Origin of the sequence: Streptomyces sp. NPDC089799, assembly GCF_040684755.1 — a bacterium.
Classification (GTDB): Bacteria; Actinomycetota; Actinomycetes; order Streptomycetales; family Streptomycetaceae; genus Streptomyces.
Window position 1 is genome coordinate 23,367 of sequence record NZ_JBFBGR010000011.1, and the last position, 19,557, is coordinate 42,923.

General features: G+C 72.1%; 18 protein-coding genes. 15 read left to right on the forward strand and 3 right to left on the reverse strand.

Annotated features, from left to right (window positions below; genetic code table 11):
- The first annotated feature begins 297 nt into the window (after positions 1-297).
- The 4 genes from AB0O36_RS14435 (at position 298) to AB0O36_RS14450 (ending at position 6,395) form a co-directional block, all read left to right on the forward strand.
- Positions 298-1,560 carry an MFS transporter gene (locus AB0O36_RS14435; protein ID WP_365109040.1) on the forward strand — a complete coding sequence of 421 codons (1,263 nt, stop codon included), beginning with the start codon at positions 298-300 and terminating at the stop codon, positions 1,558-1,560.
- Complete coding sequence (locus AB0O36_RS14440; RefSeq protein WP_365109043.1) at positions 1,557-3,476, forward strand: prolyl oligopeptidase family serine peptidase; 1,920 nt, start codon at positions 1,557-1,559, stop codon at positions 3,474-3,476. Before AB0O36_RS14435 ends, AB0O36_RS14440 begins: the two co-directional genes overlap by 4 nt.
- Before the next feature lie 226 nt (positions 3,477-3,702).
- Positions 3,703-5,610: a RiPP maturation radical SAM C-methyltransferase gene (locus tag AB0O36_RS14445; protein WP_365109046.1), complete on the forward strand. Its 1,908-nt coding sequence runs from the start codon at positions 3,703-3,705 to the stop codon at positions 5,608-5,610.
- Positions 5,611-5,717: 107 nt separating this feature from the next.
- Positions 5,718-6,395 carry a DUF5825 family protein gene (locus tag AB0O36_RS14450; protein WP_365109049.1) on the forward strand — a complete coding sequence of 226 codons (678 nt, stop codon included), beginning with the start codon at positions 5,718-5,720 and terminating at the stop codon, positions 6,393-6,395.
- 38 nt (positions 6,396-6,433) lie between these two features.
- On the opposite strand, the gene AB0O36_RS14455 is transcribed toward AB0O36_RS14450, so the two are convergent.
- Positions 6,434-6,994 carry a DUF6817 domain-containing protein gene (locus AB0O36_RS14455; RefSeq protein WP_365109051.1) on the reverse strand — a complete coding sequence of 187 codons (561 nt, stop codon included), beginning with the start codon at positions 6,992-6,994 and terminating at the stop codon, positions 6,434-6,436.
- A 197-nt stretch (positions 6,995-7,191) separates the two neighbouring features.
- Here AB0O36_RS14455 and AB0O36_RS14460 point away from each other — a divergent pair, with 197 nt between their 5' ends.
- Both AB0O36_RS14460 and AB0O36_RS14465 read left to right on the forward strand, forming a co-directional pair.
- Positions 7,192-8,196 carry a zinc-binding dehydrogenase gene (locus tag AB0O36_RS14460; RefSeq protein WP_365109054.1) on the forward strand — a complete coding sequence of 335 codons (1,005 nt, stop codon included), beginning with the start codon at positions 7,192-7,194 and terminating at the stop codon, positions 8,194-8,196.
- Positions 8,197-8,949: 753 nt separating this feature from the next.
- Positions 8,950-10,374 carry a beta-propeller fold lactonase family protein gene (locus tag AB0O36_RS14465; RefSeq protein WP_365109057.1) on the forward strand — a complete coding sequence of 475 codons (1,425 nt, stop codon included), beginning with the start codon at positions 8,950-8,952 and terminating at the stop codon, positions 10,372-10,374.
- A 31-nt stretch (positions 10,375-10,405) separates the two neighbouring features.
- On the opposite strand, the gene AB0O36_RS14470 is transcribed toward AB0O36_RS14465, so the two are convergent.
- Complete coding sequence (locus tag AB0O36_RS14470) at positions 10,406-11,221, reverse strand: hypothetical protein (protein WP_365109060.1); 816 nt, start codon at positions 11,219-11,221, stop codon at positions 10,406-10,408.
- Between the two features lie 276 nt (positions 11,222-11,497).
- Here AB0O36_RS14470 and AB0O36_RS14475 point away from each other — a divergent pair, with 276 nt between their 5' ends.
- The 8 genes from AB0O36_RS14475 to AB0O36_RS14510 all read left to right on the forward strand — a co-directional run bounded on the left by AB0O36_RS14475 (position 11,498) and on the right by AB0O36_RS14510 (position 17,718).
- Positions 11,498-13,261 carry an NlpC/P60 family protein gene (locus AB0O36_RS14475; RefSeq protein ID WP_365109063.1) on the forward strand — a complete coding sequence of 588 codons (1,764 nt, stop codon included), beginning with the start codon at positions 11,498-11,500 and terminating at the stop codon, positions 13,259-13,261.
- Between the two features lie 58 nt (positions 13,262-13,319).
- The gene (locus AB0O36_RS14480) at positions 13,320-13,808 is read left to right on the forward strand and encodes a hypothetical protein (RefSeq protein ID WP_365109066.1); all 489 of its coding nucleotides are present in this window, start codon (positions 13,320-13,322) and stop codon (positions 13,806-13,808) included.
- A gap of 392 nt (positions 13,809-14,200) precedes the next feature.
- Positions 14,201-14,449 (forward strand): hypothetical protein, encoded by a 249-nt coding sequence (locus tag AB0O36_RS14485; protein WP_365109069.1) that lies wholly within the window; start codon positions 14,201-14,203, stop codon positions 14,447-14,449.
- 9 nt (positions 14,450-14,458) lie between these two features.
- Positions 14,459-14,887 carry a hypothetical protein gene (locus AB0O36_RS14490; protein WP_365109072.1) on the forward strand — a complete coding sequence of 143 codons (429 nt, stop codon included), beginning with the start codon at positions 14,459-14,461 and terminating at the stop codon, positions 14,885-14,887.
- A 116-nt stretch (positions 14,888-15,003) separates the two neighbouring features.
- Complete coding sequence (locus AB0O36_RS14495; RefSeq protein WP_365109073.1) at positions 15,004-15,732, forward strand: YafY family protein; 729 nt, start codon at positions 15,004-15,006, stop codon at positions 15,730-15,732.
- A gap of 38 nt (positions 15,733-15,770) precedes the next feature.
- Complete coding sequence (locus AB0O36_RS14500) at positions 15,771-16,220, forward strand: nuclear transport factor 2 family protein (protein ID WP_365109076.1); 450 nt, start codon at positions 15,771-15,773, stop codon at positions 16,218-16,220.
- A 269-nt stretch (positions 16,221-16,489) separates the two neighbouring features.
- The gene (locus AB0O36_RS14505; RefSeq protein ID WP_365109079.1) at positions 16,490-17,395 is read left to right on the forward strand and encodes a hypothetical protein; all 906 of its coding nucleotides are present in this window, start codon (positions 16,490-16,492) and stop codon (positions 17,393-17,395) included.
- 185 nt (positions 17,396-17,580) lie between these two features.
- Positions 17,581-17,718: a hypothetical protein gene (locus tag AB0O36_RS14510; RefSeq protein ID WP_365109082.1), complete on the forward strand. Its 138-nt coding sequence runs from the start codon at positions 17,581-17,583 to the stop codon at positions 17,716-17,718.
- 64 nt (positions 17,719-17,782) lie between these two features.
- Here AB0O36_RS14510 and AB0O36_RS14515 read toward each other — a convergent pair whose 3' ends face one another.
- Positions 17,783-18,199 (reverse strand): TipAS antibiotic-recognition domain-containing protein, encoded by a 417-nt coding sequence (locus AB0O36_RS14515; protein ID WP_365109085.1) that lies wholly within the window; start codon positions 18,197-18,199, stop codon positions 17,783-17,785.
- A 395-nt stretch (positions 18,200-18,594) separates the two neighbouring features.
- On the opposite strand from AB0O36_RS14515, the gene AB0O36_RS14520 reads away from it, so the two are divergent.
- A complete protein-coding gene (locus AB0O36_RS14520) occupies positions 18,595-19,431 on the forward strand; it encodes a peptidoglycan recognition family protein (RefSeq protein ID WP_365109088.1) in 837 nt (278 codons plus the stop codon).
- The last annotated feature ends 126 nt before the right edge of the window (positions 19,432-19,557 follow it).

Genomic DNA, 19,557 nt, shown 5'->3' on the forward strand with positions numbered 1-19,557 from the left:
CGGGCTCCGGCAAGAGGTTTTCCCACTCGGACGCCATATCGATGCGCACCGCACCGAACTCTGCGGAGAGGGTGAGCGATTTCCCGGGTCCGCCCGTGGTTCGTCGGCGCACAGGCGCGTAGATCAATTACCGGACCCCAGGGCCCATTCCTTGATCGAGAAATCCATTCGAACACACTGTTGTGACGCGTCTATCCGTTCGCTACGATCGCTACCCTCGACGGCCGTGGTCCGCCTGTTCCCAGGGGGTATTGTGCGTGCGTTCGCGTCAGCAATATCCCCCGAGCGGGATTCTTGATGGGCGAGGCCGAAGAGAAATTAAGACCTTCCCTCAGTGAATTATCCGGAAAAGAGCGATCAACCCGGTCGCCTTTCCGAAGACGGGATTTCTCGCTCTTCTGGGCGGCGGGTGCCATCGACGGTCTCGGCACCTGCGCGTCCTCCCTCTTCCTGCCGCTGATCCTGCTGGGCGCCGGATATCCGGCCGGGCTCGCCGGACTCGTCGCGTCGGTGGCACTCGTCAGCGGACTCGTCGTCTCACCGGTCGCGGGCGTGTTCGCCGACCGGTGGCCGCGCAAACCGATGATGTACGCGGCGGCCCTGGTCGCGGCGGGCGCCATGGGATCGGTGTTCACGGCCGTGGCCCTCGGCCACGTCGTCCTCGTCCACGTACTCGTGGCGGCCGCGGTCGAGCAGGCGGCCGGCGCCGCCTACGGGGCGGCGGCATCCGGGACGATCCGGCGGCTGGTGCCCGCCGAGGGGTACGCCCGGGCGATCGGGTCCTTACAGGCGCGGGACCAGGCGGTGCAGATCGTCGGGCCGACGCTGGGGGGCGTGCTGTACCAGCTGGCACGGTGGGTGCCGGTGCTCGCGGACGCGGTGTCGTTCCTGCTGGTCGCGGCGTTGAGCAAGGCGATCCGCACGGACCTGACGCCCGAACGGGAGGCTCCGGCCGGCTCGTTCACCCGCGACCTCGGCGAAGGGCTGCGCTTCGTGTGGGCCGAGCCCTTCCTCCGCTTCGTGGTGGTGTGGACGGCCGGGATCAATGCGCTGCTCGGCGCGCTGTACTTCCACGCGGTGTTCGCCTCGCACGCCCGGGGCGCCGCCCCCTCGTCGATCGGGCTGATCCTCACCCTGTCGGGCGTCGGCGGGCTGCTGGGCGCACTCGCCGCGCCGTGGCTGGTGCGCCGGGTTCCCGCCGCGCGGATCGTGACGGGAGCGTCCTGGGCCATGGTCCCGACCGCGGCCGGGCTCGCGTTCGCGTCCCGGACCTGGGCCTACGGGCTGCTGTTGAGCGGAGTGTCGCTGATCGTGCCGTCCGTGGTGGTCGTGCTGCAGACCCGGGCGGTGCTGGTCACCCCCGACCGGCTGCTGGCGCGGATGGGAACGGTGCTGGGGACCGCCGGCCAGGGCGTCGCGGTGCTCGCGCCCGTGGCGGCGGGGGTCCTGGTGGCGGCGTACGGGGGACGTACGGTCGCGTGGGGCTGCGCGGGCGGGTTCGCCGGGCTGGCGCTCTACGCGACCCTCAAGGCAGGACTCGTGTCCCGGGAGGCACCGTGACACCCGCCCCGCCGAAGGCGGCCGCGCGCAGCTACGGCGTCTACCGGCCGGTACTGCCGGTGACCAGCCCCCGCAACCCGGACCGGATGGTGTACACGGGGGACGCCGACGGCCGGTGCGAGATCTTCACCTGGGATCGTTCCAGCGGCTCAGGACGGCAGTTGACGGACCGTCCGCACGGCACGCTGCTGTGCGCCATCGACGGCGACGAGGCCGTGTGGTGGTTCGACGAGGACCGCGGCGGCAGCGGCGGCTGGCGCACCCAGCCCTTCGACGGCGGGCCGGACCGTCCGGCGCTGGCCGGGGTGCCCTGCGGGCGGCCGGCCGGGCTCGCACTGGCGGCCGGGGGCGGGGTGGCCATCGGCATCCGCAGCCCCGAGGGGCTCAGTGTGCATGTGGGGCGGCGCGGCGGGACCGGGACATCCGTGCTGCACACGACGGAGTCCGGCACGCTGTGCGACCTGGCGCCGGACGGCGGGCTGCTGGCGGTGTCCGGACCTGCGCACTCAGCCCGTGCCGTGACGCTGCTGGCCCCGGACGGGAGCACCGTCGCGGTGCTCTCCGGCGCCGGGGAACGCACCTGGGCGCTCGGCTTCGCGCCCGCCCTCGCGTTCGCCCCCCTGCCCGGGCCGCCGCCGGTACCCGCGCCGCCGCCGTTGTCCGGGACTCCGCCGTTACCCGCGCCGCCGCTGTCATCCGGGACGCCGCCGTTACCCGGACCGGTGCCCGCCCGCACCCTGCTGCTGGTCATGCGCGAGCGGGCCGGCCGCTACCACCTCGGCACCTGGGCCCCCGGTCACGGGCTGGAGCTGCTGCCCTGGTGCTCGTTCGACACCGAGACGACCGCCCGCTGGTACCCCGGCCCCGGTGGCCCGCGGGTCCTGGTCCGGCAGGACCGGCACGGGCGCAGCCGGCTGTTCACCGCCGATCTGGAGCGCCGCGAGCTGGCCCCGGTGCCCACCCCGGAGGGCAGCGTCCTGGACGCTTCGCCGGCCGCCGACGGTGACGTGCACTTCATCTGGACCGACGCGGTGAACGTGCCGCGCGCGCTGTCCCTGTCGGGCGCGCCGCTGCCCGGGCAGAGCCGGTGGCGGCTCCCCCGGTTCGGCCGGCGCCGGGACCTGTGGACGCCCGGGCCCGGCGGCCCGGTCCACACCTTCGTCACCGCACCCGCCGACCGTCCCGCACCGCACCCGCTGGTCTTCCTCGTCCACGGCGGCCCGGCCGACCACGACCGCGACGCGTACGACCCCATGGTGCAGGCCCTCGTCGGCTCGGGTTACGCGGTGGCCCGCGTCAACTACCGGGGCTCGACCGGCTACGGGCCCCGCTGGCGCTCGGCCTACTCCGAGGGCGTCGGGCACACCCAGGTCGCCGACCTGGTCCGGGTCCGGGCCGAGCTGCTGGACCGGGGCATCGGCCGCGAGGGCGCCGTGGGCCTGTGCGGCACGTCGTGGGGCGGATATCTGACGCTGCTGGCCATGGGAACCCGTCCGGATCTGTGGAACGCCGGCGTGGCCGTCAAGCCGATCGCCGACTACGTCACGGCCTTCCGGCACTCCACGCCCGCCCTCCAGGCGCTGGACACCGCGCTGTTCGGCGGCACTCCGGACCAGGTGCCCGACGCCTACGCCCACGCCTCCCCGTCCTCGTACGCGGCCGCCATCCGTTCCCCGCTGCTGGTCATCGCCGCCCGGCGGGACGCCAAGTGCCCCCCGGAGCAGGTCGAGGCGTACCTGGACGTGCTGCGCACGGGCGGTGTGCCCCACGAGCTGATGTGGCTGGACTCGGGCCATGACGGCTACGACGGGGCCGACCACCTGGCCGTGATCAGGCGGTCCCTCAGATTTCTCGGCCGCGGGCTGCCTCCGGCGCCCGCGCGGGCCGAGGCGTCCCCTCACCCGGAGAGGAGGTGAACACCATGCAGAAGGACATCATCCACGGCGACCCGCTCGACGGCGACGAGGAGAGCCGCAAGCCGGGCGTCGGCGTCGTCATCTACTTCCGTTCCGCGGAAGAGATGGAGGACGAGGAGAAGTAGCACCACGGGGCCGGCCCCGTACCCCGTGCACGGGGCCGGCCCCACCCGCCGATGACCGACTTCGTGCTTCGCCGCATTGATCACATGAGAAGAGGCCAGCCGTGCGCGTACTCCTGGTGAACATGCCCTGGGCCCCGATCGATCTGCCGTCGCTGGCTCTCGGAATCCTCAGGCGCAGCGTCGACGAGCACGTCCCGGACGGGGAAGCGGACGTCCTGCACGCGAACATCGAATACGTGGACTGGATCACCAAGCACACGGAATTCACCCTCGAGGACTACTCCTATTACTCGCTCGGCTCCTATTTCCTGGGCTGCGGCGACTGGGTGTTCTCGTCCGCCCTGTACGACGACCCGCAGTGGCGGGTTCCCGAGTTCACCGCCGCAATGAGCGGCCGGGTGCGCAGGGACCAGATGGAGATGACGCGGGCGCTGCACGAGATCGCACCCGATTTCGTCCGGTACATCGCGGAGCGGATCGTCGAACTCGCCCCGGACGTGGTGGGTTTCACCTCGACGTTCCAGCAGAACACCGCCGCCCTGGCGGCCGCCAAATACGTCAAGCGCCTCGCCCCGCACATCGTGACGGCCATGGGCGGTGCCAACTGCGACGGCAAGCAGGGTGAGGCCGTCCACCGCAACTTCCCCTTCGTCGACCACGTCCTGCGCGGCGAGGGCGAGGTGTCGTTCCCCGCTCTGCTCAGGGCACTGGACGCCGGCGAGCCGCTGTCCGGGGTGCCGGGGCTGTGCTGGCGCGACGCGGACGGCACGTCCGTGGTCAACGCCATGTCCACCGGACCGCTGCCGCCCGCCTCGATCCTGCCGCCGGACTACGCCGGGTACTTCGAGCGGCTCGCGTCCTCCCACGCACGGAACTGGGTCGAACCCAAGCTGGTCGTGGAGGGCGCGCGGGGCTGCTGGTGGGGCGAGAAGCACCACTGCACCTTCTGCGGGCTGAACGGCTCCTTCATGCAGTTCCGCAGCAAGAGTCCGGACGTGTTCTACGACGAGGTCGTCGAACTGGCCCGCAGGCACCGGGTCCTGGACATGTACGTCGTCGACAACATCCTGGACATGGGGTACGTGAAGACGGTGCTGCCGCGCATCATCGACAGCGGGTACGACCTGCGCATGCACATCGAGATCAAGTCCAACATGCGGCAGGGGCAGCTCCAGACCCTGGCCGACGCGGGCCTGATCTTCGTCCAGCCGGGTATCGAGAGCCTCAACAGCCGGGTGCTGACCCTGATGGACAAGGGCGTGACCGGCGGCCAGAACGTGCGGATGCTGCGCGACGCCGCCACCGTCGGCCTCTCCGTCGCCTGGAACTACCTGCACGGTTTCCCCGGCGAGGACGCCGCGGACTACGACGACGTGGTGGCCCAGCTGCCCGCGCTGGAGCACCTCAACCCGCCCGTGGGCGCGTCCTCCCGGATCGCCATCGAGCGGTTCAGCCCGTACTTCAACGATCCCGCGCTGGGCTTCTCCGAACTGCGCCCCGCCGAACCGTACCGGCTCACCTACGACCTTCCCGAGGCCGAAATGTTCGACCTGGCGTACGTCTTCGACGTGCCGCCCCGCGGGATCGGCGAGGACGTCGTCGAGCGCCTCAACGAAGGCATCGCGCGCTGGAAGCGGAACTACGCCGGCAGCCGCCTCACCCACTGGGACCTGGAGGACCGGATCGTCCTGGTCAGCAGGCGCCGGGCCTTCGACTGGACGTACCTGGAGCTCACCGACCCGTTCGAGCTGGGCCTGTTCCGGCTGCTCGACCAGCCGCACACGGTGAAGGCCGCCGTGCGCAAGCTCCACGGGGGCCACCCCGTGAACGTGGACGAGGACACGGTGCGGCAGGTACTGGCACGGTGGCGGGCGCTCGGGGTGGTCTTCGAGGACAGCGGGCAGTTCGTGCAGATCGCACCGCCCGCACGCAACGAGGAGTTCCTGCGGATCGACTTCATGCGGCACACCTCCGCCCGCGACGCCGAACTCGCCGCGACGACCGCCTGACCGCCTGACCGCCGCACGCTGGTCGTCCCGACTGCGCGGCGAATCCCCGACGGCTCCCCGACGGCTCCCCGACGACTGCCCGACGACTGCCCCACAGAGAGACGACGATGACTGCAGCACTCACCGGCACCGCGCCCCTCACCGGCCTCGCGCCCTTCACCGTCACCGCCTCGCGGGACTACGACCCGGAGGTGAGCGCGCTGCCCGCCATGTCGCTGGGCCGCTACGAGATCGACGGCAACGGCGGCGAAGCCGCCCGCCGGCTGTTCGCCGCCGGTGCCCGGCACGTCAGGCTCCCCCGCCCGGTCGACCTGACGGATCCCGCCGACGGGGCCTGGTCCGTCCGGGCGCTCAGCTTCGTGGGCGACCTGACCAGCATGGCCATCTCGGTCGACTGGCAGCTCCGCACCGGCCCGGACCCCGACGCATGGCGCCCCTACGGGCACCTCCACCCGCCGACCGCCGTCCTCGGCACCGCCGACCCGGCCGCGACGGCCCTCGCGTGGCGCACCACGTACTACATCTGCAAATGCGTGTTCCGGCACGGACCCGGGTTCGTCCAGGTGCGCGACCGGCGGTACGGCGAGCTCCGCCGCTTCACCATCGACGAGCCGGAGTACCACGCGGCCATCGAGGCCCTCACCGACGGCGCCCGCGCCGACTCGATCCCGCAGCCGGTCCTGGACGACCTCATGGGCGAGACCCTCGTCCTCCGTCTCGGCGACCACCTGTGGTGGGCCCCGTACCGCGTCCGCCGCTGGTCGGAGGCGCCCCTGGTGATCTGACCCGCCGGCCCCCGGGGCCGTCCACGCACCCGCGCTGTTCAGCCGAGGACTTCGGTCACTTCCCGGCGGGTCGCCTCCGACAGGAGCGGGGCCCAGCGCGTGAAGAGCTCGAGCAGGTCCGCCCCGTTGCGCTCGCGGAAGGACGCGTTGACCTTCGCCAGGTCCAGTTCGTTGGCCACCGTGAGCTCGGCGAAGTCGCGGCGCTGCTGCAGGGACGGGGTGAACTCCTCGCCGGTGAAACGGTCCCGGAAGGTCACCGACGCCTCGTCCGGAGAGGCGAGCGTGGGGTAGGAGGCCTTGCGGTCGCAGCTGGCGTAGAAGTACACGAGCGCTTCCGCCTCCACACCGATCGCGTCGGCGAGGCGGGCGCGGTCGGCGAGGTCCAGGAGGCTCAGGGGCAGGCCGTCCGTACCGTAGAAGGCGTGGCACAGGGCCGCGGTCTGCAGGGCGGGCCGTGCGCCCCACGCGGCGAGCAGCGCCTCGACGCGCAGGAGGTGGGTCAGGAGCGTACCGCCGGAGTGCTTGGTGGTCTCGGCCCCCAGCTCCTTGAGCAGGGTGATCGCCGGAGAGTCGGTGTGCTGGTCGTCGCTGCGCGTCATGCGCACATGATGACGATGTCCCCGCGCCGGCGTCCGACGGGACCGCCATACGGACACCGGGACCCCCCGTGCAGCAGCCCTGTGCTGCGCCGACCGGCGCCGCCGGGGGTTGACCTCAAGTGCACTTGAGGGCGTTGGGTCGTACCAGCACGCCTCGACCGATCCCACGGTCGTTCGCCCGAGTACCAGGAGTCCCCATGCACGCCGTCCGCCTGCACGCCTTCGGCCCTGCCGAGAACCTCGTCCACGAGAAGACCGAGGACCCCGTGCCGGGCCCCGGCCAGGTCCGCATCGCCGTCGCCGCGGCCGGTGTGCACCTCCTCGACACCGCGATCCGCGAGGGCCACCAGGGTCCCCTCCCGGCCCTCCCCGACCTGCCCACCGTCCCCGGCCGCGAGGTGGCCGGAACCGTCGAGTCGCTCGGCGAGGGCACCGACCCCGGCTGGCTCGGCAAGCGGGTCGTCGCCCACCTGGGCAACGCCCCCGGCGGGTACGCCGAACTCGCCGTGACCGACGCGGCGCGACTGCACGAGATACCGGACGGCCTCGACGCCACCGCGGCCGTCGCCATGATCGGTACCGGCCGGACCACGATGGGCATCCTGCAGTTCACCGCCCTCGGCCCGGAGTCGGTGGTGCTCGTCCCGGCGGCCGCCGGCGGCATCGGCACGCTGCTGGTCCAGTACGCCCGCAACGCCGGCGCCACCGTCGTCGGCCTGGCCGGCGGCCCGGCGAAGGCGGCCGCGGTGGCGGCGAACGGCGCTGATCTCGCGGTGGACTACAACCTCCCCGACTGGCCCGAGCAGGTCAGGACGTTCCTCGGCGAGCGGCGGGCCACCGTGGTCTTCGACTCGGTGGGCGGCGAGCCCGGGCGGGCCGCCGTGGACCTCCTCGGCCCCGGCGGACAGCACCTCGTGTTCGGCTGGTCCAGCGGGGGCCTGCACGAGGGAGGCCCTCTGACGTTCACCGAGGAGGAACTCGCGGCGCGCGGGATCACCTCCGAGGGCGTGCTCGGCCCGGCGATGCTCGGCAGGGTCGGCGGCGACAACCCCGTGCGGGTACTGGAGACCCGCGCCCTGGCCGAGGCGGCCGCGGGCCGCCTCGTACCGGCCGTCCATCGCTTCCCCCTCTCCGAGGCGGCCGAGGCGCACCGCGCGCTGGAGCGCCGGGGCACGATGGGCAAGGTGGTCCTGGAGCCGTGATTCCCCCATGGGCGGTATTCCGGAATCCTGGCGGCTCCGTCCATGGCCGGGAGCGCCACCTGCCGTGAGTGCCGTCGCGCCCCGCCGCAGCGGAGTCCGTCGGTGGTCAGTGACTCCGGTGTCGCAGCCCCCGCTGACCGGGGAGCCCGGTCGTCGGGTGGGGAACGGCCGAACGGTGGTGGCCGGCCCGCCGTCGACGGCCGGGGAAGGGGTTGCGCCGCACGGGAGCGCTGGGGGCCGCGGCCAAGAGGCCGACGAACGCGAAGACCGCGACGAGGATGAGCACGGTAACAAGGTTCATCTTCCTGCCTTTCGTCGGGTATTGACTGGTTGTCACTACCTGTTGTCACCGAATCTGCGCCCGATAAACACGGAGGGTGACCAGGGGTGTGGGTGGAGAGCCGACGTCATCCCACACCCCGGGGCCAGGGTCCCGGCCCCCGTCGCCCGAACTCGGTGTCGAGCGGGCCGACGTTGCACCGTTTCCGGAAGAACCGCGTGTGCACAGGGCAGAGTTGTGTCACCGGCGTCCCCGGACGGCTCGGTTGGGCCGTACAGGGCATTCGGCTCGTCCGTCCGGCCCCCGTCCATGGGTCCTGAGCGGCTCGGGCAGGGGACGCGTCTAGCGTCGGCTGCGGCGGTCACCAGCGCCGCGGCGGTCCCGGACATCCCTGGCAGGGCATCATCGGCCGCCGCCCTTGATCGGGAGCACGGGGACGGCACATCGGTCCCCGTACGCTGCAGGAGGTCTTGATGTCGGGTATCGCAGGGGCGAGGGCACGGAAGCGGGGAGGGGCGGCGCGAAGCCCCCGGGGCGGCCGTCCGCGGTGGACGCGGCTGCGGGTCTGGGCGACGGCCCTGACGGTGCTGACCGGGACGGTGGTCCCCCTGTCCACGGCCACGACCGCCGCCGCCGCGCAGCCCGGCTCCTTCGCCTACGTCGCCAATCTCGCCGCGGGCACCGTCTCGGTGATCGATTCCACCCATGCCGTCGTCGCCACCGTCACCGTCGGCGCCGGCCCCGAGGGGGTGGCGCTCACACCGGACGGTGCCCGCCTCTACGTCGCCAACCACGACGCGAACACCGTGTCGGTGATCGACACCGCCACCCGCGGCGTCACCGCCACCATCCCCGTCGGGGCCTTCCCGTCGGGGGTGGCGATCACCCCCGACGGCACGGGCGTCTACGTCACCAATTCCGCCTCGGGCACCGTGTCGGTGATCGACGCAGCCGCCAACCCGCCGGCCGTCATCGCCACCGTCCCCGTCGGGGTGGGCCCCCGTGGTGTGGCGGTGGGCGACAACGTCTACGTCACCAATCCCGGTTCGAACACGGTGTCGGTGATCGACTACACGGCCGACCCGCCGGCCGTCATCGCCACCATCCCCGTGGGAGAGTTCCCCCAAGGCGTGGCGGCCGCTCCGGGCACCGCCTACGTCACCAACTCCAACTCGGGCACCGTTTCGGTGATCGACACCGACACCAACAGCGTCAGCGCCACGATCCCCGTCGGCGGCTTCCCCTTCGGAGTGGCGGCCGCCCTCGTCAGCGGCGCCACCGTGTACGTCGCCGACTCCAACTCGGGGACCGTGTCGGTGATCGACAGCGCCACCAACAGCGTCACCGCCACCGTCCCCGTCGGGACGCTCCCGGAGGGAGTGGCGGTCACCCCGGACGCCACGCGCGTCTACGTCACCAACTCCGGCTCGGACACCGTTTCGGTGATCGACGCGACCGCCAACCCGCCGGCCGTCATCGCCACCGTGCCCGTCGGCGACCTCCCCGTCGGCGTGGCGGTCGGACCCGTACCCGTCACTTCGGGAACTCCGACGACCCTCACGCTGAAGGCGGAGAGGACGAAGGGAAAGGGGAAGGGGAAGGGGAAGGGGACGAACTCGCCGGGTGCCCCGGGCGCCCGCGGGCTCACCCTGAAGGCCAGGCTGACCACGGCCGACGGCGCCCTGCAGGGCAGGACCATCGCCTTCACCACCGGCTCCACCGCGCTGTGCACCGAGACCACCGACCGCAGGGGCCGGGCCACGTGCCGGGTTCCGCGTGGGCAGGGCGGCGAGGCATGCTTCACGGCCGCTTTCGGCGGCGACGAGGCCCATGGTCCGTCCGCCGCGACCGTCTGCGTGAAGGACGGCCGTGGCAGGCCCCTCCGGCAGCCCTACTGAACGCACCGGCATGATCGGCTCGCCCTCCGCTCTACCTCGGCCGGCCGGCCCGACCGGCCGGTCCGGCCGGTCTGGCCACGTGCAGCCAGGCGTGATGCCAACCCGCCGCCTCCTTGCCGGTCGGATCCTCGCCCCGCGCGACGACCGCGTTGATGACCCGGCGCTGCTCTCCGGTATCGGTGAACCTGCGCTGCGGGTAACTGACCGGCGAGCGCCAGTCCTCCAGCCCCGCATCCGCCAGACAGGCGGCGACCGGGCGGTAGTCGTGCTGCCGCAGGACGAAGGAAGCCACCGGGGCACGGCCCCGGTTGGCGGCCACCAGCGGGCCGTACGTCCGCTCGGTGAGGAAGCTGCTGCCGCCGGTGACCGTGATCAGGTCCGCCTCGGCTGCGGCCCGCAGGAGGGCTTCGCCGGGCTCGGCGGTCTCCAGGTCCGCGCAGTGGCCTTCGTCGAGCAGGCCGGCTGCGTGGGCGTAGGTGACGGCGGGTCGGGATGAGTCCAGCCCGATGGTGCGGACCGTGTCGCGGCGCCGCCGGGTGCTGTAGAACGCCCGGTCCCGGGCCATGAGCTCGGCGGTACTGAGCCTGGCCAGCTCCGGAGAGGAGTAGCGCGCGTACAACTGGTCCAGGGTCAGGTAGTGGTTGAGCAGGGTGGCGTTGATGCCGTAGGAGCAGCAGAGGTCCAGTACGGTGTGCGGGCCGGGGCCGAGTTCACCGAGCAGTTCACGGAACACGTGCTGGGCATGCTGCGGAGTGCGGTAGGCCAGGGGGCGCAGCCGGGTGAAATAGCCCCGTGGGTCGGGCAGGGCGTAGACCTCGTCGAAGTTCGTCATCAGCGGGGCCGTCATCAGGCGCCTCCCGGGCTGCGGCGATCTGAGCGCACTCGCCAGTGATAACCGGCGCACCACCGGTTCCGAAAGGCCGCGTTCCGGCCACTCTGGCCGTGGTGCTGCCGGTGGCACCTCCAGCCGCCGCGTCCTGGCCGCTGCCGGAGGGAGGACGGTGGGCGCCGTGAGCGCCCCTTCGGGCGGCGGCGCGCCGGGTGCCGGCAACTCCCGGGCGGCGCAGGGTGGACGGGCCCGTGTGGACGGGCCCGTGTGGACGGGCCCGTGGATGATCTATGCATGACACACATGTCCCGGCGTACCCTGCTGTCGGCCATCGGCGCCTCCGCTGCCGTTCCGCTTTCCACCCTCGCCGTCGCGCCCGCCGCACGGGCCGTTGAGGGGGCCGTTGAGGGGGCCGTTGCGGGCGCCCCCTCGGCCCCGATTTCGCTTCCCACCGGGCTCGCCGGTCCCGCGTCGTCCGTGACCATGGCACCCCTGGATCCCTCCTGGTTCACGCAGGTCACACTTGAGGCCAAGCTCACCGCCACCGTTCTGCCCGGCACCCCGACGCGTACCGCGATCGCCTCCGGAGGGCGCCGGGTCGCCCTGCTCACCCACGGCGCCCGCACCGTCGTCGTGCCCGGCCCACGGCGCACCTTCACGGAGAACAAGCGGCCGTTCACCGAGGACTTCAACCGCACCCTGCCCGACACGGGTCCGGAGGCCGGGAAGCCTTCCCACTGGGGCGATTCCCCGGGCGGCGGCACGTGGGACACCACCGAGGGGCCCGAGGCCGACGACTTCTCGGTGAGGCCCGGCCGCGGCGTCATCGCGCTCACCACGGACAATGCGAGCCGCTACGCCACCCTGAAGGACGACGGGATCACCGACGTCGACGTCGAGGCGTTCGCGGGATTCGACAAGGTGCCGACGGGAGACGCCTGTTCGTACGCCGTGGTCTTCGGTTACCTCTCCCCCGACCACCACCACCGGGCCCGGCTGTCGTTCCTCACCACCGGTGCCGTCGAGCTGCGGGTGGAGAAGGTCAGCGGCGGTAATGCGACCCCGCTGGCGCCGACCCACACCCTCGCCACGGACGTACCCGCCGGGACGGCGTGGGGCATACGCGTCCGGCGGGAAGGTTCCCGCATCCGGGTCAAGGCATGGCGGGCGTCATCGGAGCAGCCCGCCGCGTGGCGCGTCGAGGTCGGTGACGACACGGTCGCCACGGGCCGGATCGGTCTGCGGGCACTCGCCAACCAGGGCAGCACCCAGCTGCCCGTCACCCTGTCCGCGACCGGGTTCCGGGTCATCGACGCCGCGTGGGCGACCCCGCCGAGCGTCACCCACGGCGACTGGGTGCGGGTGCTGCCCGAACCCTTCGACGGAACGTGGACCCCGGCCCTGGAGCAGACCGTTCGCGGCTGGATCGGTTCCACCGCCCCCGACGTCCTCGCGTACGCGGCCATGTTCCTGCCCGGTGCGCCCGGGGTGACCTGCGGTGCGGGGCCGGCCGCCGGCAGGCAGGTGCTCGGCAAGGCGACGTACAGCCCGGCCGACCTGCGGGGCAAGCACACCATCGGAGCCGACTTCCACGAGTACATGGGCGTCGGCTGGACCTTCCCCAACGGCAAGTTCAAGAAGGCGGACGAGGCATTCCTCGGCTCGCTCGACTGCTCCGGCTACACCCGAATGGTGTACGGCTACCACATGGGTGTTCCGGTGGCCGAGATGTACGACGCCTCCCCTGCCCGACTGCCGCGTACGTCCGAGCAGATGGACGAACGCGCCCCCGGTGTGCGCCTCACCCGCACCACCGGGTACACCCCGGAGGTCCGGGCCCTGCTGCAGCCCGGTGACCTGCTGCTCTGGGATGCCGACGAGGACGGGACGGTGGACCACGTGGGCATCCACCTGGGCACCGACGCGCTGGGCAAGGCCCGCTTCGTCTCCAGCCGCATGACGGTCGACGGCCCCACGATGGCCGACGTCGCAGGAGCCTCGGTGCTGGACGGGGGCGGCACGTACGGGAGGACACTGCGCACGGTGCACCGACTCTGACGGCCTCTGATAGGAATCCGGTCGTGAACCGTGGTCCTCGTCCGTCCGTGGAGTGGGTATGGGTACGTCTGTTCCGGGTACGCCGGTCTTCCTCGCCCCGCCGGACACCGGCCCGGTCGGTGCCGGGGGGATCCGTGTCGTGTGGGCGCTGGGCGACGGCGGGCGTGACCTGGACGCGAACCTGGTCCGGCTGGGTGCGGGGGCCGTCATCGGCGAGCACACCGAGACGGTCCTGGGGGTCCTGCTCGTCGTGGTCGCGGGCTCGGGTGAGATCCGTACGCCGGACCGCACCGTGTCGCTCGCGCCCGGATGCGTCGCGTGGCTGCCGGCCGGGACCACGCGGGCCGTCCGGGCGGGGGCCGAGGGGCTGGCCTACACCACCGCGCACCGCCGCCGCCCACCCCTGAACATCACCCCGGAGCCCGGTTCGGACGCCGGCGAGCCGGCCTGCCTGCTGAATCGGGTCTGCGACGCGTGTGGCCGTCTGGCCACCGACCGCGACGCCCGCTACTGCGCCCGGTGCGGTACCCGGCTCCCCGCTCCCTGACCGGAGCGGCCACCGGCCGGGCGTGCGGCCACCCCCTTCCGGTGCACGGGCGGCTGCGTCGATGAGGTGATGCGGGGCGTGGAGCACCGTGGTGGAACGCCGCGAAGGGGGTCGGGGTGGGGGATGGTGGTGCCATGGCTGTGAGAACGACGATGCGTAGGCGACCGGGGTCCACTGTTCCGGCCGCGGCGGTGGCCGTGTCCGTCCGGCTGCTGGTGACCGCGGTCGTGGGTGTGGCGGCCCTGACGCAACCGGCTGCGGCTCGGACGGTCCCGGACTCGCCCGGTGTGAACGGGGGATCCCACGCGGTCGGACCGTGGGTGGTCGGATCGGGGGCCGTCGGATCGTGGGCGCAGGATGTGGATCGGACCCGGCCGGGCATCACGTGGTACGTGCAGGACCTGACACTGACCGCGGACGGCACGTTCTCCAGGCTGAACAACGTGGTGTGCAACGCGCAGCACTGCCCCGCGTTCAAGATCGGCGTGAACGAGGGCTCGTACCGGGTGTACGGCGACACGATTCGTTTCGACGGCAACCTGTACGACTTCACCGCCGTGCTGGAGGGCGATGACGATGAGGCCATTGAGATCCGGGAGGGCGGCTCCGCGATCGTCCTCCACCCGGTGCCCGAGAAGTAGTGTGACCCCGTGCCCCGGAATCCCAGGAAGCCCCGTCGCCTGGTCGCCGACGGTCGCGCGTACCTGTGGACGCTCCGCCACGGCCACGACGCGACGGACGGCGGCCGGTCCTGTCGCGAGACCCTCACGCTGTACCCACAGCCTGCCGGCACCGGCGGCCCGCTCCGCATCGTCTTCGCCGAGGGCCCGGACCGGTTCGTTCCGGGCGGAGCTCCCCTGGGTTCCGGGGACGTGGGGTACGTGCGGGGCGCCTCCCTGAACCTGCACGAACCGGGCGCCGTCCGGGCCCTGCTCGACGCGGCGGTGGCCGGCGGATGGCAGCCGGAGGCACGTCGGGCGGCAGAGGCCGACGGCTGGCTGCTGCTGGACGCGGCGGCGGCCGCCGCGCGTGCCGGGGGCGCGGTCGCTCCTGCTCCGGTCCGCGGCTTCGAGACATAGGTCGCCACCCGCGTTCGGAGGGGGCGTCGTACCCCGGCCTGCGCCCCCGCGCCGCCGGGGGCGGGTGTCGGGGGGCTGGGGGCTGGGGGCTGGGGGCTGGGTTACGGTCGTTGTCCATGAATCGAACCGATCGTCTGTACGCCCTGGTTGAAGAACTGCGTGCGGCCTCGCCCCGGCCGCGCAGTGCGCGCTGGCTGGCGGGCCGGTTCGAGGTCAGCACCCGGACCATCGAGCGCGACCTCGTCGCCCTGCAGCAGGCCGGGGTTCCCCTCTACGCCGAGACCGGACGCAACGGGGGCTACGTACTCGCCAAGGACCGGACGCTCCCGCCGCTGACGATCACCCCGGCGGAGGCGACTGCGCTCGCGGTGGCCCTGCACGCGCTGGCCGGCACGCCGTTCGCCCGGGACGCCCGGTCCGCCCTGCAGAAGGTGCTCGCCGTCATGCCGCAGCGCGAACGGCACGGCGTGGGCGAGCTGGCCGGTCGGGTCCGGCTCGCCGCGCCCGCCCGGCAGCCCGTCGGCGTGCCCCACGCGCTGAGCGAGGCGCTCTCGTCGCGCCGGGTGCTGCGCCTGTCCTACGCCGACGCGCAGGGCGCCGCCACCGACCGCTGCGTGGAACCCCAGGGTTTCCTCGGCGGCGACCACTGGTACCTCATCGGCTGGTGCCGGCTGCGCTCCGCGGTACGGGGCTTCCGGCTGGACCGCATCCGGCACGTCGAGGTACTGGCCGAGACGGCGCCGCCGCGCGTGGTGGACCTGGCCGAGCTCGACACGCTGGGCTGGGAGTTCGTCGGCCTCGACGAACTCGTAAACACCGACAGGGGGTTGTCGCCCGAGGCGTAGAGGCTGGTGGCCGACCGACAACAGGAAGGTGTTTCCCCATGCCCCGTACGACTGCCATGTCCCCCACGAACGCCACGAACGCCACGAACGCCACGTTGACGCGTGCGCAGGGTGTCGCGCTGCTGGACGGGTGGACCCGGCTCTGGAACGGCGATCTCGCGCTGGTCGCGGAGCTGATCGCGCCCGGCTTCCGGCTCCGGTTCGGCAACACGGTTCCCGGTACCGGCCCCGACTCCACGCTCGACCGGCCGGACCTGGGCGCGTTCATCAGTGCCCACCGGCAGGAGCTCCCGGGGCTCACGTATGCGGTCGACGGCTTGCCGACCGTGGACGGCACGCAGGGAGAAGTGGCCGCCCGGTGGACCGTCACCTACGTCGGCAGCTCGGGCGACGTCGTCACCAAGAGCGGCATCGACCTGCTGGCGATCGTCGACGGGCGCATCGCGGGCGTCTGGTCGCTGACCGGAGACCGTCGCTTTGCAGCGTGATCGGCCGTGACCCGCCGAGCGGTCTGCCGTGCGTCCGGCCCCGCTCGGCCCGTCCCGACGCGGCCTGTCGCCGCCGAGGGTCGTGGGGATCGTCGCGGACTGGCGGAAGGGGCCGAGATGCGACCGTGCCGGATCCCGCGCACGATGAGCTGGGGGACGACCGACCGCTCGGGGGGACGTACCGGCCCGCCGCCCCCGGCGAGCGGTGGGCGGGATCCCGTACACCCCCCGTGCCGCACGCGTTCGAGTGCGAGGGAGAGGGGAGCGCGATGAAGAAGGCCCTGGCGACCGCACTTGCCGCTGCCGTGACGGCCCTCCTGTCCGCCGGGCCCGGTACGCCCGCGACAGCCGCTTCGCAGTACTGCAGGCAGACGTCCCCGAACTCCTCGATGCTGTTCTACAACGGGCGGACCGGTGCGGCCGCAACCGGAACCCTCTCAGCGGGGCACTGGCGTCAGAAGGCGACGTCCACCCTCCCGGAGAACTACACGCGCGCCGCCGTGAGCCGTGACACGCTGCTGCTGTACAACCCGCACACCGGGGACGGTGAGACCGGCACGTTCACGGCGGGCACATACACACGAGCGAAGGTCTTCGCCGGCTCTTTCAAGGGTTGGTTCGACGTCGTGGCATCGGGTGACTCCGTGCTCTTCTACGACGAGTCGAGCGGCCGTGGAGTCACGGGCAGCCTGAAGAACGGCCTCTACCGGCAGGCGCGAACCTACGACGACCTCGGCAAAGGCTGGGTGATCACGGCCGGCTCGTGCGACACCATGGTGTTCGCGAAGGGCATCGGGGAGACGGACGAAGACCACCGGAGCGCGCTGGCGTACGGGACGCTCCGGAACGGCGTCTACACGCAGGTGGGGGCGAGGGAAGCGGACGGTTTCCTGGGAGACATGACCGCGACCAAGGATTCCGTGCTGGCCTTCTCGGCCACGGATGCCGAGTTCTTCTACAAGGTGGGCACGGCGGTCGACGGCAAGGTCGGTGCCTTCCGTGACAGCGGAACCTCCGTCGTCTGGGACACGGTGGACCGGACCTCGGACAGCCTGTTGTTCTACCGGTCCGACGGGGCCGCAGCGACCTCGACGCTCAGCGGTGGCCACTATGCCTTCGTCGGCCCACTGCCCGGCGTCTCCTCGGACTGGTCGGTCATCGAAGGCGGCGTGTAGCCGCCGGCCCGCGCGGTCGCCGACCTGCTCGACCGTCCGAGGCCGGTTCTTGGGCGTCGCGACTGAACGTACGTCCTGTCGTGTCGTGTCGGAGACCGGTACTCCGGTCAACGCCGACACGCGCGCCGGGATGCGGTGGATCGTTGGCCCCGTCGGCGACGATCGCACTGCGGGCACCGCGACGCGTGGGTGCCGGGCCGGACGGAGTCCCCATCTGGTTCGCCTTCCTGTGGGCCGAGACCATCATCGCGCTCTGCGTGATCGCCGTGGTGATCGCCGGCGGCCGCACGGTCCTCCACCGGGACGACGCCCGGCAGGGCTAGAGGCTGTTGCAGCCCCTGGGCCCGAACCGCACCCGCCCATCAATGTCCTGGCCGTGTCGCCCGACTACGCCGAAGCCTCGGCCCCTGCGCTGGGGGCGAACCCGCTCCCCTGCTCGGCGAACACCCTGATCGCGGCGCCCAGGAACTCCACCATCCCGGGGTGGTAGGAATCGTGGAACGCCCTCATGGCCTCGTCCTCGGCGTAGAAGAGCGACATGCCGACGTAAGCCTCCCTGGAGGGGGTGTAGAAGCGGCAGACGATGTCGAAGTGCCTGCGGACGAGCTCCTGGATCTGCTGGTCCCCGGGCAGGGAGCCACCGTCCAGGAAAGCCGTGATCTCCCGGTACAGGACGTCCCAGTCCTGGTGGACCCGCTCCCTGTCCACATGTTCCCAGTCGTTGGTCCCGGCAAGGCTCTTCGCCTGCTCCTCGGCCAACGACCGGCGGCACTCATCCTCGTAGCTGTTCCCCACGGCACCCATTCCCATTGTTTCGTCACCCCTCCGGTGGATCCCCGAGCGGCCGCCGACATGTCGACATCGACCGGTCGCCGGTGATCAACTTCCGGTCCGGGCCGAAAGGTGACACACGGCCACCGGGTCGGCAAACCATTTCTTGGACCCTCCGGCGCTCCGTCCTTGGCGCCTCGCACGTTTGGGTGAAACGTGTGTGGTGGGTGTGGCAGCTGATGGTGGGCGGTGTGGGTGGTGTGTGGCGTGCGGGGGGCGTTGTGCAGTGGGCCTCGGGCTGTGTGCGGTGGGAGGCAGGTGGGCTGCCGGAGGGGAATCGGCGGGTGAGGGGTACGGAGCGCCTGCGTGCTCCGGGCGGCCGGACCCACTTGTATGGGTGCCCCTCCCCCATCGGAACAGGCTGCTTCATGACGTTCACCCCGTCCGCCCGGCTCTCGCGCCGGGCTCTGGTCTCCGCCGCGCTCGCGCTCGGAGCCGCCACCGTCCTGCCCACCGCCGGCGCCTCCCGGGCCCGGGCCGCCACCGCCGGCCCGGGGTCGTTCCCGGGGCTGGACGGCTCTGCCGTGCCCGAGATCACCGGGTGCGCCGGCTGGGGCGCACGCGAGGCGTCCGAGTCCGTCGTCGTCCTCGCCTCGCGCCCCGAGCGGATCGTCGTCCACCACACGGCCACGGCCAACGTCACCGACTACTCGCAGGAACGGGCCCATGAGCTGGCCCGCGCCATCCAGACGTACCACATGGACCTGCAGGGCTGGATCGACACCGGTCAGCACTTCACCATCAGCCGGGGCGCCTTCGTCCTGGAAGGCCGCCACCACAGCCTCGCCGCGCTGAACTCCGGGGACCGGCTGGTACGGGCCGCCCACTGCGTCGGCCAGAACAGCGTGGCCATCGGCATCGAGAACGAGGGGACGTATGTGACGGAGCAGCCTCCGGAGGCGCAGTTCTCCGCCCTCGCCGACCTGTGCGCACACATCTGCCGGCAGTACGGCGTGCCGGCCTCCGAGATCTACGGGCACAGGGACTTCAACAGCACGGCCTGCCCGGGCGACGCGCTCTACGCGCTGCTGCCGAAGTTGCGGCAGGACGTGGCGGGGCGGCTGGGGAGCACCGATCCGGTGCCCGTGCCCCGCCACCCGCTGAACCTGCTCCGCGACTGGTCCGGGGACCCGTCGGCCCTCACCGACTCGCTCTCGGAGTACCTGCCGCAGGGGCTGCTTGGTCCTGCGCGGACCCGCCGGTAGCCGGACCGCCCGCCTCCGTCGGAGCGGGCTCGTACGGAGGTTTCACCTCCAGTTGCCTCATGATCACCGATGGTCAATGCTGTCCTTCACCCGTCCCCACAGGCGTGGTTGACGGATCGTCAGACA